General features: G+C 44.0%; 15 protein-coding genes and 1 riboswitch. Of the genes, 8 read left to right on the top strand and 7 right to left on the bottom strand.

All coding sequences use genetic code 11. The features are described from left to right. The first annotated feature begins 35 nt into the window (after positions 1–35). On the top strand, positions 36–1,514 hold the full coding sequence (locus tag FKV70_RS00380; protein WP_142611464.1) for a protein adenylyltransferase SelO: 1,479 nt from the start codon (positions 36–38) through the stop codon (positions 1,512–1,514). 108 nt (positions 1,515–1,622) lie between these two features. Here the strand turns inward: FKV70_RS00380 and FKV70_RS00385 are convergent, their stop codons facing one another. Further along, a complete protein-coding gene (locus FKV70_RS00385; RefSeq protein ID WP_142611465.1) occupies positions 1,623–2,387 on the bottom strand; it encodes an SDR family oxidoreductase in 765 nt (254 codons plus the stop codon). 484 nt (positions 2,388–2,871) lie between these two features. On the opposite strand from FKV70_RS00385, the gene FKV70_RS00390 reads away from it, so the two are divergent. Beyond that, complete coding sequence (locus tag FKV70_RS00390) at positions 2,872–4,254, top strand: amino acid permease (RefSeq protein ID WP_063212916.1); 1,383 nt, start codon at positions 2,872–2,874, stop codon at positions 4,252–4,254. A 123-nt stretch (positions 4,255–4,377) separates the two neighbouring features. On the opposite strand, the gene FKV70_RS27040 is transcribed toward FKV70_RS00390, so the two are convergent. Both FKV70_RS27040 and FKV70_RS00400 read right to left on the bottom strand, forming a co-directional pair. After that, a complete protein-coding gene (locus tag FKV70_RS27040) occupies positions 4,378–4,494 on the bottom strand; it encodes a hypothetical protein (RefSeq protein ID WP_425280345.1) in 117 nt (38 codons plus the stop codon). A gap of 276 nt (positions 4,495–4,770) precedes the next feature. Beyond that, positions 4,771–5,811: an NAD(P)-dependent alcohol dehydrogenase gene (locus tag FKV70_RS00400; RefSeq protein WP_142611466.1), complete on the bottom strand. Its 1,041-nt coding sequence runs from the start codon at positions 5,809–5,811 to the stop codon at positions 4,771–4,773. Positions 5,812–6,047: 236 nt separating this feature from the next. On the opposite strand from FKV70_RS00400, the gene FKV70_RS00405 reads away from it, so the two are divergent. The 3 genes from FKV70_RS00405 (at position 6,048) to FKV70_RS00415 (ending at position 10,596) form a co-directional block, all read left to right on the top strand. After that, complete coding sequence (locus FKV70_RS00405; protein ID WP_063212914.1) at positions 6,048–6,464, top strand: MerR family transcriptional regulator; 417 nt, start codon at positions 6,048–6,050, stop codon at positions 6,462–6,464. 116 nt (positions 6,465–6,580) lie between these two features. Beyond that, positions 6,581–7,288 carry a hypothetical protein gene (locus FKV70_RS00410; protein ID WP_063212913.1) on the top strand — a complete coding sequence of 236 codons (708 nt, stop codon included), beginning with the start codon at positions 6,581–6,583 and terminating at the stop codon, positions 7,286–7,288. 416 nt (positions 7,289–7,704) lie between these two features. Further along, positions 7,705–10,596, top strand: a complete 2,892-nt coding sequence (locus tag FKV70_RS00415; protein WP_142611467.1) for an S-layer homology domain-containing protein — start codon at positions 7,705–7,707, stop codon at positions 10,594–10,596. Between the two features lie 104 nt (positions 10,597–10,700). Here the strand turns inward: FKV70_RS00415 and FKV70_RS00420 are convergent, their stop codons facing one another. Continuing rightward, positions 10,701–11,375: an NAD(P)H-dependent oxidoreductase gene (locus FKV70_RS00420; RefSeq protein WP_142611468.1), complete on the bottom strand. Its 675-nt coding sequence runs from the start codon at positions 11,373–11,375 to the stop codon at positions 10,701–10,703. 142 nt (positions 11,376–11,517) lie between these two features. Here FKV70_RS00420 and FKV70_RS00425 point away from each other — a divergent pair, with 142 nt between their 5' ends. Next, entirely contained in the window at positions 11,518–11,910 is a 393-nt protein-coding gene (locus tag FKV70_RS00425; RefSeq protein WP_063212910.1) for a winged helix-turn-helix transcriptional regulator, read from the top strand. Between the two features lie 193 nt (positions 11,911–12,103). After that, positions 12,104–13,096 (top strand): ABC transporter substrate-binding protein, encoded by a 993-nt coding sequence (locus FKV70_RS00430; protein ID WP_142611469.1) that lies wholly within the window; start codon positions 12,104–12,106, stop codon positions 13,094–13,096. 146 nt (positions 13,097–13,242) lie between these two features. Here the strand turns inward: FKV70_RS00430 and FKV70_RS00435 are convergent, their stop codons facing one another. The 3 genes from FKV70_RS00435 to FKV70_RS00445 all read right to left on the bottom strand — a co-directional run bounded on the left by FKV70_RS00435 (position 13,243) and on the right by FKV70_RS00445 (position 16,465). Next, positions 13,243–14,745 (bottom strand): stalk domain-containing protein, encoded by a 1,503-nt coding sequence (locus FKV70_RS00435; protein ID WP_142611470.1) that lies wholly within the window; start codon positions 14,743–14,745, stop codon positions 13,243–13,245. A gap of 218 nt (positions 14,746–14,963) precedes the next feature. Next, positions 14,964–15,602, bottom strand: a complete 639-nt coding sequence (locus tag FKV70_RS00440; RefSeq protein WP_142611471.1) for a cyclodeaminase/cyclohydrolase family protein — start codon at positions 15,600–15,602, stop codon at positions 14,964–14,966. Then, a complete protein-coding gene (locus tag FKV70_RS00445; protein WP_063210968.1) occupies positions 15,599–16,465 on the bottom strand; it encodes a bifunctional 5,10-methylenetetrahydrofolate dehydrogenase/5,10-methenyltetrahydrofolate cyclohydrolase in 867 nt (288 codons plus the stop codon). Before FKV70_RS00445 ends, FKV70_RS00440 begins: the two co-directional genes overlap by 4 nt. Before the next feature lie 114 nt (positions 16,466–16,579). Next, positions 16,580–16,664, bottom strand: a riboswitch (ZMP/ZTP riboswitch). Positions 16,665–16,877: 213 nt separating this feature from the next. Between FKV70_RS00445 and desA the strand changes: the two genes are divergently transcribed. After that, positions 16,878–17,939, top strand: a complete 1,062-nt coding sequence (gene desA, locus FKV70_RS00450; protein ID WP_142611472.1) for a Delta(5) desaturase DesA — start codon at positions 16,878–16,880, stop codon at positions 17,937–17,939.

Consider the following 17,939-nt stretch of genomic DNA (forward strand, 5'->3'; position numbering starts at 1 on the left):
AAGATCCAAGATACCACAGTAGAAAAGGAGACACTATGACGGAGAAAAAAGAAATAGCAGATAAAATAGGGTGGAACTTCGACAACAGTTATTCTCGTCTGCCGGAATCTATGTTTACTAAGCTCAATCCAAATCCTGTCCGCTCACCAAAGCTGATCATTTTAAATCATCCGTTGGCAGTCTCACTGGGATTGAACGATACGGCGCTGCAAAAAGAGGATGCCGTAGCGATGTTGGCCGGCAATCAAGTTCCCGACGGTGCTACGCCTCTTGCTCAAGCTTACGCAGGACATCAATTCGGACACTTTAACATGCTAGGAGATGGCCGTGCTCTGCTGCTCGGCGAGCAGATGACTCCCTCGGGTCAACGGGTAGATATCCAGCTCAAGGGCTCAGGCAGAACGCCGTACTCTCGTCGTGGTGATGGCCGAGCAGCACTGGGGCCGATGCTGCGCGAATACATCATCAGTGAAGCGATGCATGCGTTAGGTATAGCTACTACCCGCAGCCTGGCGGTGGTAACTACGGGTGAGGCGATCATCCGCGAAACTGAGCAGCCCGGCGCCATTCTGACTCGTGTCGCTGCCAGTCATCTTCGCGTCGGCACCTTTCAATATGTCTCAGCATGGGGCACGTCGCAAGATCTCCGTACTCTGGCTGATTACACATTGGAACGACATTACCCAGAAGTTAAAGCCGAGGAAAACCGCTACCTTCGTTTGCTTCAAGAAGTGATTAAACGTCAGGCGAAGCTGATCGCCCAGTGGCAGCTGGTAGGTTTTATTCACGGAGTGATGAACACCGACAATATGACCCTTAGCGGAGAAACCATTGATTATGGTCCTTGCGCCTTTATGGATACCTATAATCCTGAGACGGTGTTCAGCTCCATCGACATACAGGGTCGCTATGCTTATGTTAATCAGCCGCATATCGCTGCATGGAATCTCGCGAGATTGGCAGAGACGCTATTGCCACTGCTGCATGACGACAGAGAGCAGGCTGTCAAACTGGCCGAGGATGCAATTGCAGATTTCGCAAACATGTTTCGCCATCATTGGCTTGCGGGAATGCGGGCCAAATTGGGGATCTTTAACGAAGAGCCACAGGATGAATCCCTGATTGAGGACCTTCTTGTAATCATGCAGAAGTATCGTGCAGACTACACCAATACCTTCCGTGCCCTAACTTTAAACAAGCTGGAGGATGCGGCTTTGTTCAGCACTGCAGATTTTACCCAGTGGCACGAGCAGTGGCAAGCGAGGCTCGAGAGACAGCAGGAATCCGAGGCTTCCTCGCAGCAGCTGATGCGCAGCAGCAATCCTGCAATCATCCCGCGCAATCATCGGGTAGAAGAAGCGCTGGAAGCTGCGGTGGAACGGGAAGATTACCGTGTGATGGAGCAGCTTCTTGAAGTTCTTTCGGATCCGTATGTTTATTCTACCGAGCAGGAAATTTACTCTACATTGCCCGAGATATCCAGCTGTCCTTACCGAACTTTTTGTGGTACCTGATCTGTAGTAGTTGTGTTGAACAACTTGATGATTGCTTATTACATGCGTTGGTGGAGAAGATTGCCTTTGTCTCACCAACGCAATTTGTTTTTATTTTGAACTTGTTATTTACAGATGGGATCCGCCACTTGCATCAATCAATTGACCAGTGACCCAACGACTGTCCGATGAGGCAAGAAAGGCAGCTATATCTGCAATATCCTCAGGCTCGCCCCAGCGTTTGAAGATTGAAAGGCCAGTGGCAAATTTCTGCCCGTTGGGATCTTGTAGTGTCCCGCTATTCATTTCTGTGTTGATAATGCCAGGTTGGATGGCGTTGACTGTAATGTTACGGCTTCCAAGTTGATGAGCCAACACGCGCGTAAGTGTGTCGATTGCCCCCTTTGACATGCTATATGCAAAAACGCTAGGGGAAGCCACACGTGTAACAAATGAGGAGAGATTGATAATGCGGCCTCCATCGTTTAGACGCGGCAAAGCTTGCTGGGTAACAAAAAGAGGTGCTTTGACATTCATGTTCATGACTTCGTCAAAAGATTCTTCTGTTGTCTCTTCTAGAGAGACAATTTGACCGATTCCAGCGTTATTGACGAGAATATCAAACCGATTATCGCCTGTACGTTCTCGAAGCGCTTCATCCAATTTCGCATATAAATCTTGAATGCCGTTCAGGTCACTGAAGTCAGCACCGATCGTAAATGCAGCCCCTCCAATCTGTTCAATTTTATGCACCACCTCATCTGCTTCATGGTGCCTTTTTCCGTAATGTACTGCGACAATGGCACCCTCCCGAGCCAAACGTAATGCAATTCCGCGACCGATTCCCCGACTTGCACCAGTTACTAAAGCGATTTTACCTTTTAACATACTCATGTCTTCATCTCCTTGTTTGGAATTCATGACTAGTTATAGCACAAGGGTATGTTTGAAATGTTGCTCTTTCATTCGGAGTTCATGGTTTCCACCATAGGAATACAAGTTTTAAATAAAATATCGTGATATTTATCATTGAAAAAAACATGCATCTTCAACACTCTAATGCATTACATTAAATTGACCAATGTTCAGAAAAATGAAACTCCTTCCTTTCCATTTCATGTATAAAAATGTCTGCGAATTAGCAGTTGTATTTAGGCGTTTTTTGTCATACAATGCATCTAATGCTACGGACTCGGTCTTAGAAACAGTAAGGTTTGGACGGTAAATAGGACGTGGTTTACTTTGTATATTTATGAATCGTGGAACTACTGTGTAGTCGTTCGATCAACCACGTCAGTCTGAAAATTAATAATGTTTGGAGACAGTTTTCCGGATCATTAGCATTTGATGACGAACATATACGAAGGGGAGCGTTCTTTTGGAATCGAAACAATTAACGAGAGGGCTGAAGCCACGGCACGTTGAGTTGATTGCGCTTGGAGGCACGATTGGCGTCGGTTTGTTTATGGGATCGGCAAGTACGATAAAATGGGCAGGACCTTCGGTGCTGTTGGCTTATCTCTTAGCCGGGATTATTATGTTTTTTGTCATGCGGATCATGGGGGAAATGTTGATTCTTGAACCGGTGACGGGCTCATTTGCAACCTTTGCTCATAAATACATCAGCCCTTTGGCCGGTTTCTTGACCACTTGGTGCTATTGGTTCTTATGGGTTACGGTAGGAATGGCGGAAGTCACTGCGATTGGGGTATATGTGGCCTACTGGTTCCCAGATATCCCGCAATGGCTACCAGCTTTGGCAGGTGTAATTATTATTGCGCTGGCTAATTTGGCGGCTGTGAAATTTTATGGAGAATTTGAGTTTTGGTTTGCGATGATTAAGATTATCGCTATTATCTTCATGCTAGTGGTAGGTACGGGGATGATCTTCTTTGGCCTCGGCAACGGCGGACAACCGATAGGACTATCCAATCTAGTCAGCCATGGTGGTTTTTTTGCAGGCGGGCTAAAAGGGTTCCTATTTGCACTATGTATTGTAACGGCGGCTTACCAGGGGATCGAGATGATAGGTATTACGGCGGGTGAAGCTGAGAATCCGAAAATGACCCTGCGAAAAGCCATTAAAAACATCATCTGGCGTATTCTGATTTTTTACGTTGGTGCGATCTTCGTCATTGTTACGCTTTATCCTTGGAACCAAATTGGCGAGATCGGCAGCCCGTTTGTACTGACTTTTGCCAAGGTAGGCATTGTGGCTGCTGCGGGTATTATCAACTTTGTTGTACTTACAGCTGCAATGTCAGGTTGCAACAGTGGTATTTATAGTGCGGGCAGAATGTTATATACATTGGCCAAGAACGGACAAGCTCCTAAGTTCTTAGGGAAAGTCTCCGCAAGCGGTGTCCCTAGAAATAGTATAATAACAACGATTTCCTTGCTGCTGGTAGGAGTATTATTTAACTACTTAATGCCTGATTCCAAACTGTTTCTGTACATTTACAGCGCCAGTGTTCTCCCGGGTATGGTACCGTGGTTTGCATTAGCCATCAGTCAATTTAAATTCCGGAAAAAGTGGAAGAACGAAATGGAAGGCCACAACTTTAAATCTCGTTTTTTCCCGATCAGTAATTACATTACTATTATCTTTTTGTTGCTGGTGATTGTTGGAATGTGGTTTAACCCGGATACACGCTTGCCATTGATTGTTGGGGCAATATTCATGGCGATCGTTATTGTCGGATACTTTATCTTTGGTATAGGAAAGCGGCAGAGAATTGAAGAATTAGAGAAAAACGAATAGGCTGCTAATAATGTAGTATTTGCCGAGCGTAATTCAGATTATCTGAGTAGCGCTCGGCTTTTCTTTGTATATGAAGAGGAATGAGCTATGGAAAGGCTATGCGTGGGGGAAGAAAGTGTGTAGTTAATCTGTTCGCACTATAAGTGCAAATATAAATACAAAAAAAGTAAGAAGGGAAACGGAGAAGTTCATTATGGCCATACTCTTGCGATTAGCTTTAAATTCTGAGATGCCCGACATTAAAAACACTAGTCCTAAAAATAATTGTGCGATGGTGTATGCATGCTTGTAAGTATGCGGTAGATATCCATTTTCTTGAACATAGATAAGTCCCCTTCCTTTATATACCTATTGTATTATATTGTAAGGGTGAAATCTTTAGATTTCAAATAAATACATAAAGAGGAAGTGGAATCTGGCACCTTTTTGTTTTACAAAAGGAATGCGAAGATGCCCCAAGCCATGCTTGGGACATCTTTAAAAATAATCACTTTTACAACTTATTGATTACATATCTCACATGGTGCTAATATCGATCACAAATCTATACTTCACATCAGAAGCTAATACGCGTTTGTAGGCTTCGTCAATCTGGTCGGCCGATATCACTTCAATATTAGGAACAATATTGTGTTTTGCACAGAAATCCAACATTTCCTGTGTCTCACGAATGCCTCCAATCATTGAGCCTGCAAATGAACGCCGATGTCCGATAAGGGACATCACATTTAGTGACATCGGCTCCCCAGGGGCACCGACGTTCACCAATGTTCCATCAAGATTAAGCAGTGCAAAATAAGCGTCCAGATTGATGTTGGCACTAACCGTGTTAATAATCAAATCAAAGTGCCCAGCCAGTTTTTCAAATGTTTCTGGTTCGCTTGTGGCATAATAGTGATCCGCGCCAAATTGCAAGCCGTCCTCTTTTTTCTTTAATGTTTGTGATAAAACGGTTACCTCAGCACCCATAGCATGTGCAATCTTGATAGCCATATGGCCAAGGCCTCCCATGCCCACAACGGCCACTTTCTTATCTGGACCAGCTCCCCAGTGGTTTAACGGCGAATACGTCGTAATACCTGCGCAAAGTAATGGAGCAGCCACGTCAAGCCCTATGTTATCTGGAATTCTGACTACAAAATCCTCAGTTACAACAATGTGGGTAGAGTATCCGCCCTGTGTAGGCTCGCCGTATTTATCAACACCAGCGTAGGTAGGGACATTGCCTTTAAGGCAGTATTGTTCCTCTCCTTTACGACAGTTCTCACATTCGCCACAGGAATCGACCATACAGCCGACTCCTACCCGATCACCAACGCTGTACTTTGTAACTTTAGATCCTACATCCGTAACAATCCCTGCAATTTCATGTCCGGGTACGAGAGGGTAGTTCACTGGCCCCCATTCGCCGTGAGCCGTATGGATGTCAGAATGGCATATGCCAGCATATTTAATTTCAATCAGAATATCATGCGAATCAAGATCCCGTCGTGTAATTTCAGCCGCTCGAAATGGCTGATCTGGGCCGTCAACAGCTCGTGCTTTAGCAGTTATCATAAATAGCCTCCTATTTATTATATTTTTCAAGAGAATGCAGTGGTTCTCCATCATGTTTTTTTCTCTTGTAAATCCATGTTAATCCTTATAGTTAACTCTAAGTCAAGCGACTAGTTTATACTCCTTTTGAAAATTCCTGCTAGGGGACTGTGACACTTAGCAAATAACTTGATAAAATCCCTTTTATATCTTAGAGTTAACTCGAAGTCTATGTAATTAAGAATAGGAGATGCATGATGAAGACATATTCGATCAGCGAAGTTGCTAAAGAATTGAATCTTACAGCATATACCTTGCGTTACTACGACAAGGAGGGACTAATGCCTTTTGTAGAACGAACATCTAGCGGAACAAGATTATTTAAAGAATCCGATATTGACGCTCTAAAAATAATTGAATGTCTAAAATCGACCGGAATGCCGATCAAAGAAATTAAAAATTTCATTGATTGGTGCTCTGATGGGGATGCCACACTACAACAAAGATATGACATGTTTTTGGAACGAAAGGCTACTGTAGAAGCACAAATGGAAGAACTAAAGAAAACAATGGAAGTTATTGAACATAAATGCTTATATTACAAAACGGCATTGGATGCCGGAACGGAAAATATCCATAAAGACAATAATATAAGCAGTCACATGACTAACTAACCGAAAAGACATAATTTATCCACACTTCCTTCTAATATTTTACTGTTAATAGAATTATTGAAAAGCTATAATTCTAATGATAATTTAAGTGTATTTGGAGAAAAGAGGTTGTGGGTATGATGTTGAAAAAATGGCCAGCAGTATTCATGCTAGGTATTATCATGCTGGTATCTGTAGGCTGGAACAGTGGAATATCTTATGCAAAATATTATTACGAATACTCTTGGGATCAGTACAAGGGGACTGAAATCAAGACCTACAGGCTGACCCCAGTAGCAGGAAGAGCTGGATTTATGGATCAGGAAAAGGCCTTCGCTGCAGTTAGCAAAACCCCGAATGTGTATGGAAAGTTCAGTGGCTACCGAACAGAGAAAACAACCGAATTTGCAACCAAGAGTGTAACAGATGAGGTTTATAAATATGCAGTTGTTGATTTTAATAGCAACAAGGAGCCAGAAACTGTAGAATACGTTAATCCAAAAGACGGAATTTCTCATACATGGAACGGAACTGATGAGATTCGAGTTTTTATGAGAGGATCTGAGGCAGCATCTTTGGCTGAGTTATTTTATGAGGGAACTCCAAGTGAAGGACGCTATCATTTTAAGGCTGACGATGTCTACTTAGTAACATTCTGGTCCAGCGCAGCACAACCAATCACTGGCATGTCTGCTGAAGCACTCGTTGAGGAAGGCCCCTCTACACTTATAAACCGAGTGTGGGTAGCCCAAATAAAAGACAAAGATCCGGCCGCTTATCCGCAAAATGGAACGCTAAAGGGCTACTTTTATATTTATAAGGGCTCTGAGCTTAAAAAGGATTAACGAGCAGATCGAATGTAATAAGTGCATCTTACACTAAAAAAGAGATAACATTTTGTACTCAGGCAAATGCCGATACAGGTGTCATCTCTTTTTTTGTTTGTACACATGAAAAAAATGATAACCCCAAAAGATATAAGTATTTAATTGCCAATGAAAACCATTATTTAGTGATAGGAATTACGGCTTAAAAAAACAGAATGAATGAGCAGGGCAACATATTACTAAAGTCACTTTTTTTGCTGGCTTTATTCAATCCTAGGGGAATTATTCCGATAAACCAAGTATATACAGTTTGGTGTTAACAGTAATGAAAAATCGTTTGAAAACAAAAGAGATTTATTTTCAAAGTTGATATGAAGGTACAGGTGAAAGTGGCCCAGTGTCATCTCGTAAAGGAGGTGTAATAATCTCAAATAATGAACTGTGAAAAAAGGTTGAAACAAATTAGGCATTACATGGCTGGTTTACTGGCTGTCTGGTTGTTCTGTATACATAGTGCGCCTGTTTTTGCGGACAGAGCCTTTAACGATATCGAACATTCCTATGCAACTGATGCGATTGAGACCATGGCTGCTCAAGGTTATGTTACGGGTTATCAGGATGGGAGCTTTCGACCTTTACAATTGATCTCCCGGCAGGAATGGGCAAGCATTTTTGCTAAAACCTTAAAGCGAACATCGAATAACAGCGGCGCAACTTCTTTTCGTGATGTGTCACCCTGGGCTTTGCCTTATGTACAGGCCCTACAGGAAGAGAAGATTACGAAAGGAATTAGTGATCATTTATTCGGTGCCAAGCACAATATGACTCGTCAGGATATGGCTGTATGGTATGCCCGGTATTTTGGTGTAACTGATGAAGATCCCCTACATGCTGGTATATCCAGTTTTGTGGATCAATCTGATATATCAGATTATGCACAAACGAGTGTATGGCTGATGGAACGGTTGGAACTGATCCAGGGGGATACAAATCATTATTTCCATCCTAAAGAGCCTGTGAGTCGGCAGGACGCCACGCTGGTTGCCTATCGGATATGGTTAGGCGGTGACGGACTGAGAGAACGTGCCAAGCGCTTACTGGAGTCATCAGGAACTGGATCTGCAACCATGCCTCAGACGACCAGTCAACAAGAATCGAAGAAGAATGCGGTCGACTTGACACCGGAGATCAAGCAACAACCTGTAAATTCGGACATTGAGGAGCCTAAAAGGCATCGCTCAAACCCTGATTCACCAGTCTCCCCGGTGACACCAATAGAGCCGAAACCCGAACCGTCGGTGATACCACCGAAGCCGAGACCGGACCCGCCAGTCACACCGCCGGAGCCTAATCCCAAACCACCCGTAATTCCAGTAAATCCACCGGATCATTCTTCGGATTTTCTGGTAGATGAGGTGGTAATCAAGGCACAAGAGCTGGCAAATCAGCCGGAAACGTACCCTTCGTATCAGCTATCCTTTCAGCTCTATCATGAAGGGCGACCAGTAAGCATTCCTGCTGCCAGCGTCACGAGTGTCACATACACATTTAGTGATGAGTTAGGTGTGTTTGATACACAAGGGAAAATCGCACATCCTGAAAATATTCCGGCTGTGGACAGCTTCATTCCGGTCGAGATGAAGGTCACTATTGCCAAACCTTATCAGGTCCTTACAGCTCAGACCAAGCTGATCGTAAAAGGGAAGACTCCGCCGGCAGAGCCACCGAACGTAATCAGGTCTGTATACTTGGCTACGTATACTATTTCAGAGGCGGCTACTTTAGATCCTGCTGCTTGGAAAATGTCTTACGTATTTCATAATGCTAAAGGAGAGGTTATAGCTCCTGATATGCTGCCGTCCGACTTGATACTTCGGGTAGAGGATTCCAGTGGAATATTTGACGAGGATGGAAAGATTGCCAATCTGCATTTGATTCCAGCAGTGAACTCGGTCATTCCATTAAAAATTGTGGTTGAGTCACCATCCCAGGGGATTCACTTCACATCCGATGCGGAATTAAGGGTGGAACCCGGAGAACGCAAAAAGCAATACTTTGCTGTCTCCATCATGCTGCAGGGAAGCGTGACTACCGTAGACCAAATCAAGCAATCTCGTCAATTGCTGATGGATCACTTTGGTCCCAACATCAAAGTGACGTGGGCGATGGAAAACGGATTTGTTTTTGTGGAATCGAACCGACCTCAGCTTAAACAGGTTCTGGATTACGTCGATCAGTATGGAGATGAAGTCGGGATACTGGCGGGGTCTCCGAACCTGGACGCGCCCGAGCTTCCAGTTTGGAAAGCAAAAATGGATGAGTGGCTGTATATGTACCGTTACAATGCATTCAATGAGCTACACCAATCGGGTTCAATGGGATCACCATCCGTGTTTGAAAGCATGGATACAGACCCATATCGGAAGTACCTCCCGAAATCATTGACCAGCTTTACGGTGAATCCTGAACAGACTCAATGGTTAAAAGATCACTATCGAATTACATCCGCGATGGGATGGTCGGCTACACAATATAATGTCAACGGCATGTATGGTGAGGGCTCACCTTTGATGCCTTACTGGTCCCATAAGGACAATCCAATTGTTCCCGCACAAGGAATTGCCGATAATAGCGGTACCGTATTCATGAACTCGGTTACGATTGATCCGATTGGATCACGCTATACGAAAGATTCCTCACGTTGGACTCTTCATCCGGGTGACCCCTATGTGACAGAGACAGATGCGGCACCACAACTGTATATAGTACAGCAATATTTGGATAACCCTTATCAACGTATAAATACGGTAAACTACTTGTCCATTATTTTGGACATTAACGCACTTGCCAACACCCATAACATGGGTCCAATATGGGAGAACTTTGTGAATCATTTCCCGCTTGATCGTAAGGTCGAGATTGTAGGTGTGGACGGGCTGAAACAGATTTATGAATCGGTAGCGGGATCAAATAATGATCATACGGAGTTTACGCTCATGTTTAGAGGCTCAGGCATTAAGACGGCTATGGATTCCAATAATTCACCAGCGAATCTGCGCTATTTGTGGACCGAAAACGCCTCACAGCGCATTATTTTATCCAAAGAGGATGGAGATGCGGCATGGTCTATTATTGACTTTACCGACTATACCCGAAAACCGGTTCCGAGGCTGGCCTACAACCTGGATGGTCACACGGACGTAAGTTATGTTACCGGAAGAAACTTCAAGCTATGTCCAACGGCTCCTTTAACAGCAGATGAAATTGAGCGCGTAAAATCTCGTTTGAAGGACATCTATTTCGTGGAAAAAGTGAACTTTCAGTAAGCGTATGAAGTGACAAAAATTGTAGGACCTGAGTTTTATACAAAGAGGGCGCCCCACGGCCATGGAAATGGCTTGGGCGCCCTCTTTGTTTTAGAGAAAAGGTTTTATACCCACTCTACAATCTGATCTACAGGTCGACGAGTTTTGTCGCGCGGCTCGTTCAGACGGTATCCAAAAGCCACCATGCAAGAAATACCGAAATGCTCGGCATCCATAATGCCTTCTTCGGAGAGGATGCGTTCGATTTCTTGCTTATTAAAACCTTCGATCGGGCAGGAATCAATGCCGATTTGAGCTGCGGCAGTCATCATATTTCCCAGTGCGATATAGGTTTGTCGGCAGGCCCACTCGAACATAGCTCTTTCATTTTCCTCGAGCGCAAAATCTGATTTCAGGAAGGCATCATATACCTTCTCTTTGCCTTGCATCACTTCAGCAGGTAATTGCTGCACGTTTTCCATCATATTTTTGATATAATCGGATGAAGCTACCATATCTTTAGGCAATCTGGAGAGAATAAGCACAAAATGGCTTGCTGTTGGCAGCTGTTTTGTGGCCCCCCAGGAATAGGGCAGCAGCTTCTCACGCATTTCTTTACTTTGGACGACAACAAACTTCCAGGGTTCAAAGCCAAACGAGCTTGGGGATAAACGACCGGTTTCAAGAATAAACTCAAAATCGGCATCGCTAATTTTCTTATGACTATTAAATTCTTTTGTAGCATGTCTGAACTTGTATGCAGCTAAGATTTGATCTTTAGTGGTTGTTAAGGTTTCCATGGTAATTCCACTCCTTATGGATGTGATTGAAATTGACGCTTATCAATTGCATGACTAATATTAAATTATATATGACTGTTTTTGAAGTACGCACATTAATGTGCTGTAGTATATAAAATGATACTAAGGAGGAGAAAAGCCAATGCGCAATCGGAAAGGCGGCTTTGGTGAATGTACCGCTGGGAATGATCAGGCATGTCCTGTTGAGTACACGTTAGATGTGATTGGGGGCAAGTGGAAAGGGATTATTTTATACCATCTCATGTATGGGACTAAGCGATTTAGTGATTTTCGGCGGATCTGTCCGGGAATTACCCAGCGTATGCTGACACTCCAATTGCGCGAGCTTGAAGAGGACGGAGTCGTACACCGTGAAGTCTACCAACAGGTTCCACCTAAGGTTGAATACTCTCTTACCGAATTTGGAGAAACACTGATCCCGATTATTAACTTGATGAAGGATTGGGGAGAACAATATAAAACTAAACAGCGATCACCAGAAAGCAGCCTCCAGCAACCTACCCCCACCATGTAGGCTTCTAAGACGGATTTATGAAAAAAGACCTGGCCATCATTTTGGCAGGTCTTTTCATTTTATAAGTGAAAGAATACAACCTTCACTTTTCAGTTGACAACAGGGAGGGCGCTTGATATATTGCTTACGATATTGATAATCATTATCATGTAGATACAAGGCTATTTCCATATTACATAGGGGGCTATTAGTGTTGAGAAAAAAATCGATTTTTATGCTGGCTGCTTTGATGCTTGTATTGTCTGTATTTGTGAGCGCATGCGGCGGAAATAACACTGGAGGTAATCCTGCTTCAACTTCAGGAGATAAGCAAGAATCCACTGCTACTGGAGAGACAAGAAGCTTTAAAACGGTGAAAGGGGATATTCAGATTCCCGCTAAGCCACAGCGTATTGTTACGGATTTTTACGGCGGAGAACTGCTATCCGTAGGTGCTAACGTGGTGGGTGTGGAGCCGACTGCGTTTCAAAACCCTTTTCTAACCGATTTGCTGAAGGAAAAAGGAACCAAGGAGGTAGGGGACCCAACCAATTTGGAAAAGACGCTGGAACTCAAACCCGATCTGATTGTGGTTATGAAGGATACGAATTATGAAGCTTTGTCTAAAATTGCCCCGACCCTGTACATTCCGTACGGAACCACAACTAATATCTATGATACAGTCAAGCTGTTCGGGGATATCACTGGGGAAAAGGGCAAGGCTGGGCAATTTATTGCCACCTTTGATAAAAAGGCTGCTGAAGGTCGCGCTCGTCTGAAAGGTGTTATTGACGAAAAGGCAACCTTCGGTTTGTATGAGTTGACGGACAAGAACGCGCTTTGGATCTTTGGCGACAATGCGGGTCGAGGCGGACAAGCCGTATACAATGCGCTCAAACTGAATATGCCGAAAAAGACAGCTAATTCCAAGGAACAAACGGTGCAGCTTTCAATGGAGGTACTGCCGCAGTATGACGCAGATTACATGTTCCTGACAACCTATGATCCAGACAAAAAGGGTGCCGCGCTTAAGCAACTGAAATCGTCTGCTGTGTGGGGGAATCTGCCAGCGGTGAAGAAGAATAGAGTATTCTTTAATGATTTTGATACGTACTATCGCTACGATCCGATCGCTATTACCGGACAGATTGATATGATTGTGGATATGTTGATTGAAAGAGAGAAAGAGAATAAAGCTAAAAAATAGGTGTGAGATTCACAGGGTATAAGCACTTCACTACACGGACAACGAGCCGGAGTGAGGTGCTTTTTTATTGAGCAGATTACCAAGAATGAACAGAGCAGAGGCAAAGGCATAGAGTTGGACTGCAGCATATTCACTAATCAATTCTTTTATTTCGTCGTAATTACGATAGTATCTTCTTTTTGTATCCAATCTACCTTGGCTCCGAGTGTCTCGCTGATGAGCCTCAGTGGAAGATAACCAATACCGTTCACCATGAAGGGCGGATTGGTGAGTTCTACAGATTTACTGTTCACTTTTGTTTGGCTGGTTTTAAAATTTATTTCTATAGAGATGGAATGTTCGCCTACCTTGGAATGATCTATTTTTGCTATTTTGCTGTTGTAATCATATGTGACCTCAGCCCCTAGTTTGTCAAATACGGAGCGAAGAGGAATAAACGCCTGCCCGTTGCGCGTGATTACACCGTTACTTAGGGGGACAGGTGTATTGTTGAGACGGACGAGAATCGGCTTTTGCACAGGAACTGGCGTACTATAAAGAAACTCATAATCGCCTATACCGAGTTGCGCATGTTTGTTAACCCCCCAGCCCCACAAAGCGCCGTCGGCTTTTTGCATGATGATGTGCCGTGGACCTGCTTTGATGCTTTGAGTATTTTGAGCAAGTAATGTAAAAGGGACCTGGGATGATAACTTTTCGCCATCTAGAGATGCAATATATACATTACCAGCAGTGGTGAGAGCAAGAATGGAGCGTTCAACGAAAAAGGCGTCTTTAACATTCTGCACCCCTTTTAATAATACAGGTGTATTATCGTTATGATAGGTTGTATTGTCTAAGGCACCTGTAACGGTAGCCCCCCAGAACCATAGCCGACCTTGCTGATCAATCGCGAGATTGGAATACCTATTAGCCTTGATCGTCTTGATGCCCGATAAGGTATGAATTTGTGATACGGCTAGCGTTTCGGATGGGGCTGCATTTTTATCAAATTCTTTGGGCCATGTCCATACGGTGCCGTCTTTTTTTAGGGCTATATTTTTAGCAATTGCCGTAATATCCTTTAATGATGGAATAGGTTCGAAGCCCTGCAAGGCTTTTGTGTTTTTCCATACACTGCCGTCACTTTTTAGGAATATCCAGCGTTCCTCATAATTGGGTCTTTCTTCATAGTAACTATCGATATCAGCAACCTCGTCGATGCCAGACAGGGTTTGAAAAGGACCAAAAGTATTTTTATCTTCGAGTCGATCAGCTAAAAATATATTCCCCTCGTTGTTCAGAGCGAGTACATGGTCATTTAAACTGCTTACAGCTATGAGATTCTGTAGTCCTTCCAGGGAAACAAATTTCACGGATTCGGCAATGTTGTTTCTAGGCACATACCAGGCAGAGTGGTCTTGCAAGGTAAATACCAGATCGCCTTCGTTAATGATATTAGAGAATGTTTTTACAACGTTCGGCTTACCCTCTACACGAGTTGGTACGGATTGATTATAGCCCCACAGCCATAAGCTTCCATCGGATTGAATCAGACTCCCGGAATCAAAGGAGCGAATATGGGATGTGGAATTATCTCCGGCCGCCCACACGCTGGGACTGAGCAGCAATAACGTGATGATACTCAGTAATAGAGCACGTCTTTTCATACGATTTTCCTCATTTCTTGATCCATGTATATACGAGAAAAAAATGATCTTAAAGAATATCCCTTATCCATAGACGAAGAAAGCTTAGAAAAGTTTTCCAAAATTAATGAATTGCAATAAAATAACCTCCAAACCCAACGATTAAAGATGGTTTGGAGGTTATTTCTAATTAGCAAGTAGCAGAAATACGGGTTAGTACAGCTAGTGCGCTCTATGAGCTAACTACTCGCGATTCGACTGCGCACGGTCAATAAGGTTTGCTCTTTGATTTGTGCGATTTCACGGAGGAGTGCGGCTGTTTTGGCTTCGTAGGCTTGTTTGACATCCAGGTCCTTGAGCGAGGCAAGGTTAATGTCAATGGTAAGCAGGGCAGATTGAGCAGCTGCTTCGAACAGAATCGCACCGATGCCCAGATCAGAGATCACATTTTTATTGGCTATTTCCACAATGTTGTAGGCTTGTGATAATCCGTCCCGGCATACTTCCAGCAGGCGCATAGGCACCTCAATGGCAGCAATCACCGCTGTTTGTAAGGAATGGGTCCGATAGCGCTTTTCTTCGTCTGTTTCTTTGGGCAAACGCAGCGCGGTCATGTACTGTTCAAAGGATTGGATGTCTGCGGCCATTAGTTCCTCGCAATGTGTAGACAATCTTTCCATATTGCTAATGACTTGCGTCATTTGTTCACGGAATTGCGCGAATTTTTCTCCTTGCGAAAGGTTAGCGGTCATGGAGGTCATAGCTGCGCCTAGTGCCGCAGCCAGCGCGGATACACTTCCTCCACCGGGGGTAGGCGCTGCACTTGCAGCTTCTTTTAGAAAATGTCCGATGGACTGATTCCACGACAGTTCACTCATGAATAAACCACCTCTCTGGAGTAGTGTTGCAGACGTATCGCTTTGAGCAAATTTTTATACAAAATTGCAGTCGTTAAGGTACCCACACCGCCGGGTACGGGAGAAATGGCATGTACCTTTTCTACAACGTCCGGTGCAGCGTCACCCACGATTTTTCCCTCCAGCGTCTCATTTATTCCTGCGTCTACCAAAATCAAACCGGGGTGAACCATATCCCGTGTTATCACATCAGGACATCCGACTGCGACGAAGGCGATGTCTGCATGGCTCAGATGCTCTGCAATATCACGCGTACCTGCATGACAGGCGGTGACGGTGGCATTTTCTCTTTGCAGCATGTGGAAAAGGGGAAGTCCCACTGTCTGCCCGATGCCCACGAGCGTAACATTTTTGCCTGCCAAGGAGTGACCGTAATGCTTGAGCAACTCGATACAAGCTTGAGGTGTAGCGGGGTATAGCCCTGCGTCACCAGTTACGGTAGCCAGCTTGTTGTCAGGTGTAATTCCATCAATATCCTTGTAGGGGGCGATGGACTGTTTAATAACGGAGGCGGAAAGATGTTGAGGAAGCGGAAGCTCCAGCATAATGCCATGTACATGGGATGCATCATTTAGGGTGCCGATCAGATGCAGAAGTTCTGCTTCGCTAACATGACGATCAAACGTATGGAGATGAAATGAGATGCCCAGCTTCTCTGCTATTTTTTGCTTGGTACGTGCATAGTATGCAGATGCCGGATCACCCTCTACCAACAGGGTCGCCAGATGGGGACGGTGTCCTTGCTGTTTCATTTGCTCTACTTGGGAACGGATCGTTGCATACACTTGCTCAGCTGCTTCTTTGGATTTCATAATAATAGCCATAGTCCGAGCCTCCTCTGAATTTATCGCATAATAGAATCAACAGGGTGTCATGGTCTTATAAAACGAAAAAAAAGTATTTGCACAAGGTCGTCAAGACAGACGAATCCTCTGCAAATACTTCTCCCAGGCGAACGGTACGCTTTGTTTGTATGCTCCCTCGTGGTTGATTCCACTGACTTCGCCAGTCACATACAGCGTTATATATCTTACATTTTAGCAAATAATCATTAGAAAAGAAACCCGCGAACATTTGGAAAACAGAGGATACAGCTTGCCTATATGACAAATGTCATATACTCGAACTGACGTTTATGACTACAGCGAATTTACCGGTCTCCTTATACTGAGCTTAGATCAACATGTATGCCTGACAAAGATGAAGGTATGGGCTGCATTTTAAAGGAGGATCATAATGGGTATGACACAACTCCCGTTAGCTCAATTGAAAAAAAATATGGCTCCCTACGAAAAAATAAACACGAAATCCAGCGTTCTGCAACTCATCAATACCTTGGGACCGCTGATCCTATTGTGGTATGCCGCTTATCTTAGCCTGGCGGTTTCTTACTGGCTGACGCTTCCAATTACTATGATTGCGGCTGGATTTGTGGTACGGACGTTTATTATTTTTCACGATTGTGGTCATCAATCTTTTTTCAAAAGTCGCAAGCTGAACGATATGGTGGGAACGATTACAGGGATTATTACGCTCTGCCCTTATCACCAATGGAAAAATAGTCACGCGATCCACCATGCAACCAGCAGTAATCTGGATAAAAGAGGCACAGGGGATATGTGGGTGCTTACGGTAGAAGAGTACACAGCAGCATCCACATGGACACGGCTGGCCTATCGTATATATCGAAACCCTTGGGTGATGTTCGGACTAGGTCCGATTTATACTTTTTTGATTTCCTATCGGTTTAATGTCAAGACAGCCAAACGTAAGGAAAAAATAAATACCTATGTTACAAATATATCCATTATCGCCTTGTATGCACTGTTGTGCTGGGCTATTGGCTGGCAGGCTTTTCTTCTGGTCCAGGTGCCTATCTTTTTTGTTTCTGGTATGTTAGGAATCTGGCTGTTCTACGTGCAACATCAGTTTGAGGATTCGTATTTTGAGCATGATGAAGAGTGGAGTTATATTAATGCGGCCGTAGAAGGCAGTTCTTACTACAAGCTTCCTAAAGTATTACAATGGATTACGGGTAATATTGGTTTTCATCACGTTCACCACTTGAGCCCAAAAGTGCCAAATTACAATTTGGAAAAGGCGCATGAAGCGACACCGTTGCTTCAAAAGGCGACCACGATCACGATGAGTAGCAGTTTGCAATCTTTGAAGTTCCGCTTGTGGGATGAAAGCACAAAAACCTTTCTGACCTTTAAACAAGTGAAGCCGCTGCTTAGCAAACATGTGCGCACTTCAAACCCCATGCCTACACCTGTTGTAGGTACGGAAAGAAAATAA

Source organism: Paenibacillus ottowii (assembly GCF_006874425.1).
Classification (GTDB): domain Bacteria; phylum Bacillota; class Bacilli; order Paenibacillales; family Paenibacillaceae; genus Paenibacillus; species Paenibacillus ottowii.

Coding starts and splice junctions, on each gene's coding strand:
- FKV70_RS00380 (WP_142611464.1), top strand. CDS start 36: ATGACGGAGAAAAAAGAAATAGCAGATAAAATAGGGTGGAACTTCGAC.
- FKV70_RS00385 (WP_142611465.1), bottom strand. CDS start 2,387: ATGAGTATGTTAAAAGGTAAAATCGCTTTAGTAACTGGTGCAAGTCGG.
- FKV70_RS27040 (WP_425280345.1), bottom strand. CDS start 4,494: ATGTCGGGCATCTCAGAATTTAAAGCTAATCGCAAGAGTATGGCCATA.
- FKV70_RS00400 (WP_142611466.1), bottom strand. CDS start 5,811: ATGATAACTGCTAAAGCACGAGCTGTTGACGGCCCAGATCAGCCATTT.
- FKV70_RS00405 (WP_063212914.1), top strand. CDS start 6,048: ATGAAGACATATTCGATCAGCGAAGTTGCTAAAGAATTGAATCTTACA.
- FKV70_RS00410 (WP_063212913.1), top strand. CDS start 6,581: ATGATGTTGAAAAAATGGCCAGCAGTATTCATGCTAGGTATTATCATG.
- FKV70_RS00415 (WP_142611467.1), top strand. CDS start 7,705: ATGAACTGTGAAAAAAGGTTGAAACAAATTAGGCATTACATGGCTGGT.
- FKV70_RS00420 (WP_142611468.1), bottom strand. CDS start 11,375: ATGGAAACCTTAACAACCACTAAAGATCAAATCTTAGCTGCATACAAG.
- FKV70_RS00425 (WP_063212910.1), top strand. CDS start 11,518: ATGCGCAATCGGAAAGGCGGCTTTGGTGAATGTACCGCTGGGAATGAT.
- FKV70_RS00435 (WP_142611470.1), bottom strand. CDS start 14,745: ATGAAAAGACGTGCTCTATTACTGAGTATCATCACGTTATTGCTGCTC.
- FKV70_RS00440 (WP_142611471.1), bottom strand. CDS start 15,602: ATGAGTGAACTGTCGTGGAATCAGTCCATCGGACATTTTCTAAAAGAA.
- FKV70_RS00445 (WP_063210968.1), bottom strand. CDS start 16,465: ATGGCTATTATTATGAAATCCAAAGAAGCAGCTGAGCAAGTGTATGCA.
- desA (WP_142611472.1), top strand. CDS start 16,878: ATGGGTATGACACAACTCCCGTTAGCTCAATTGAAAAAAAATATGGCT.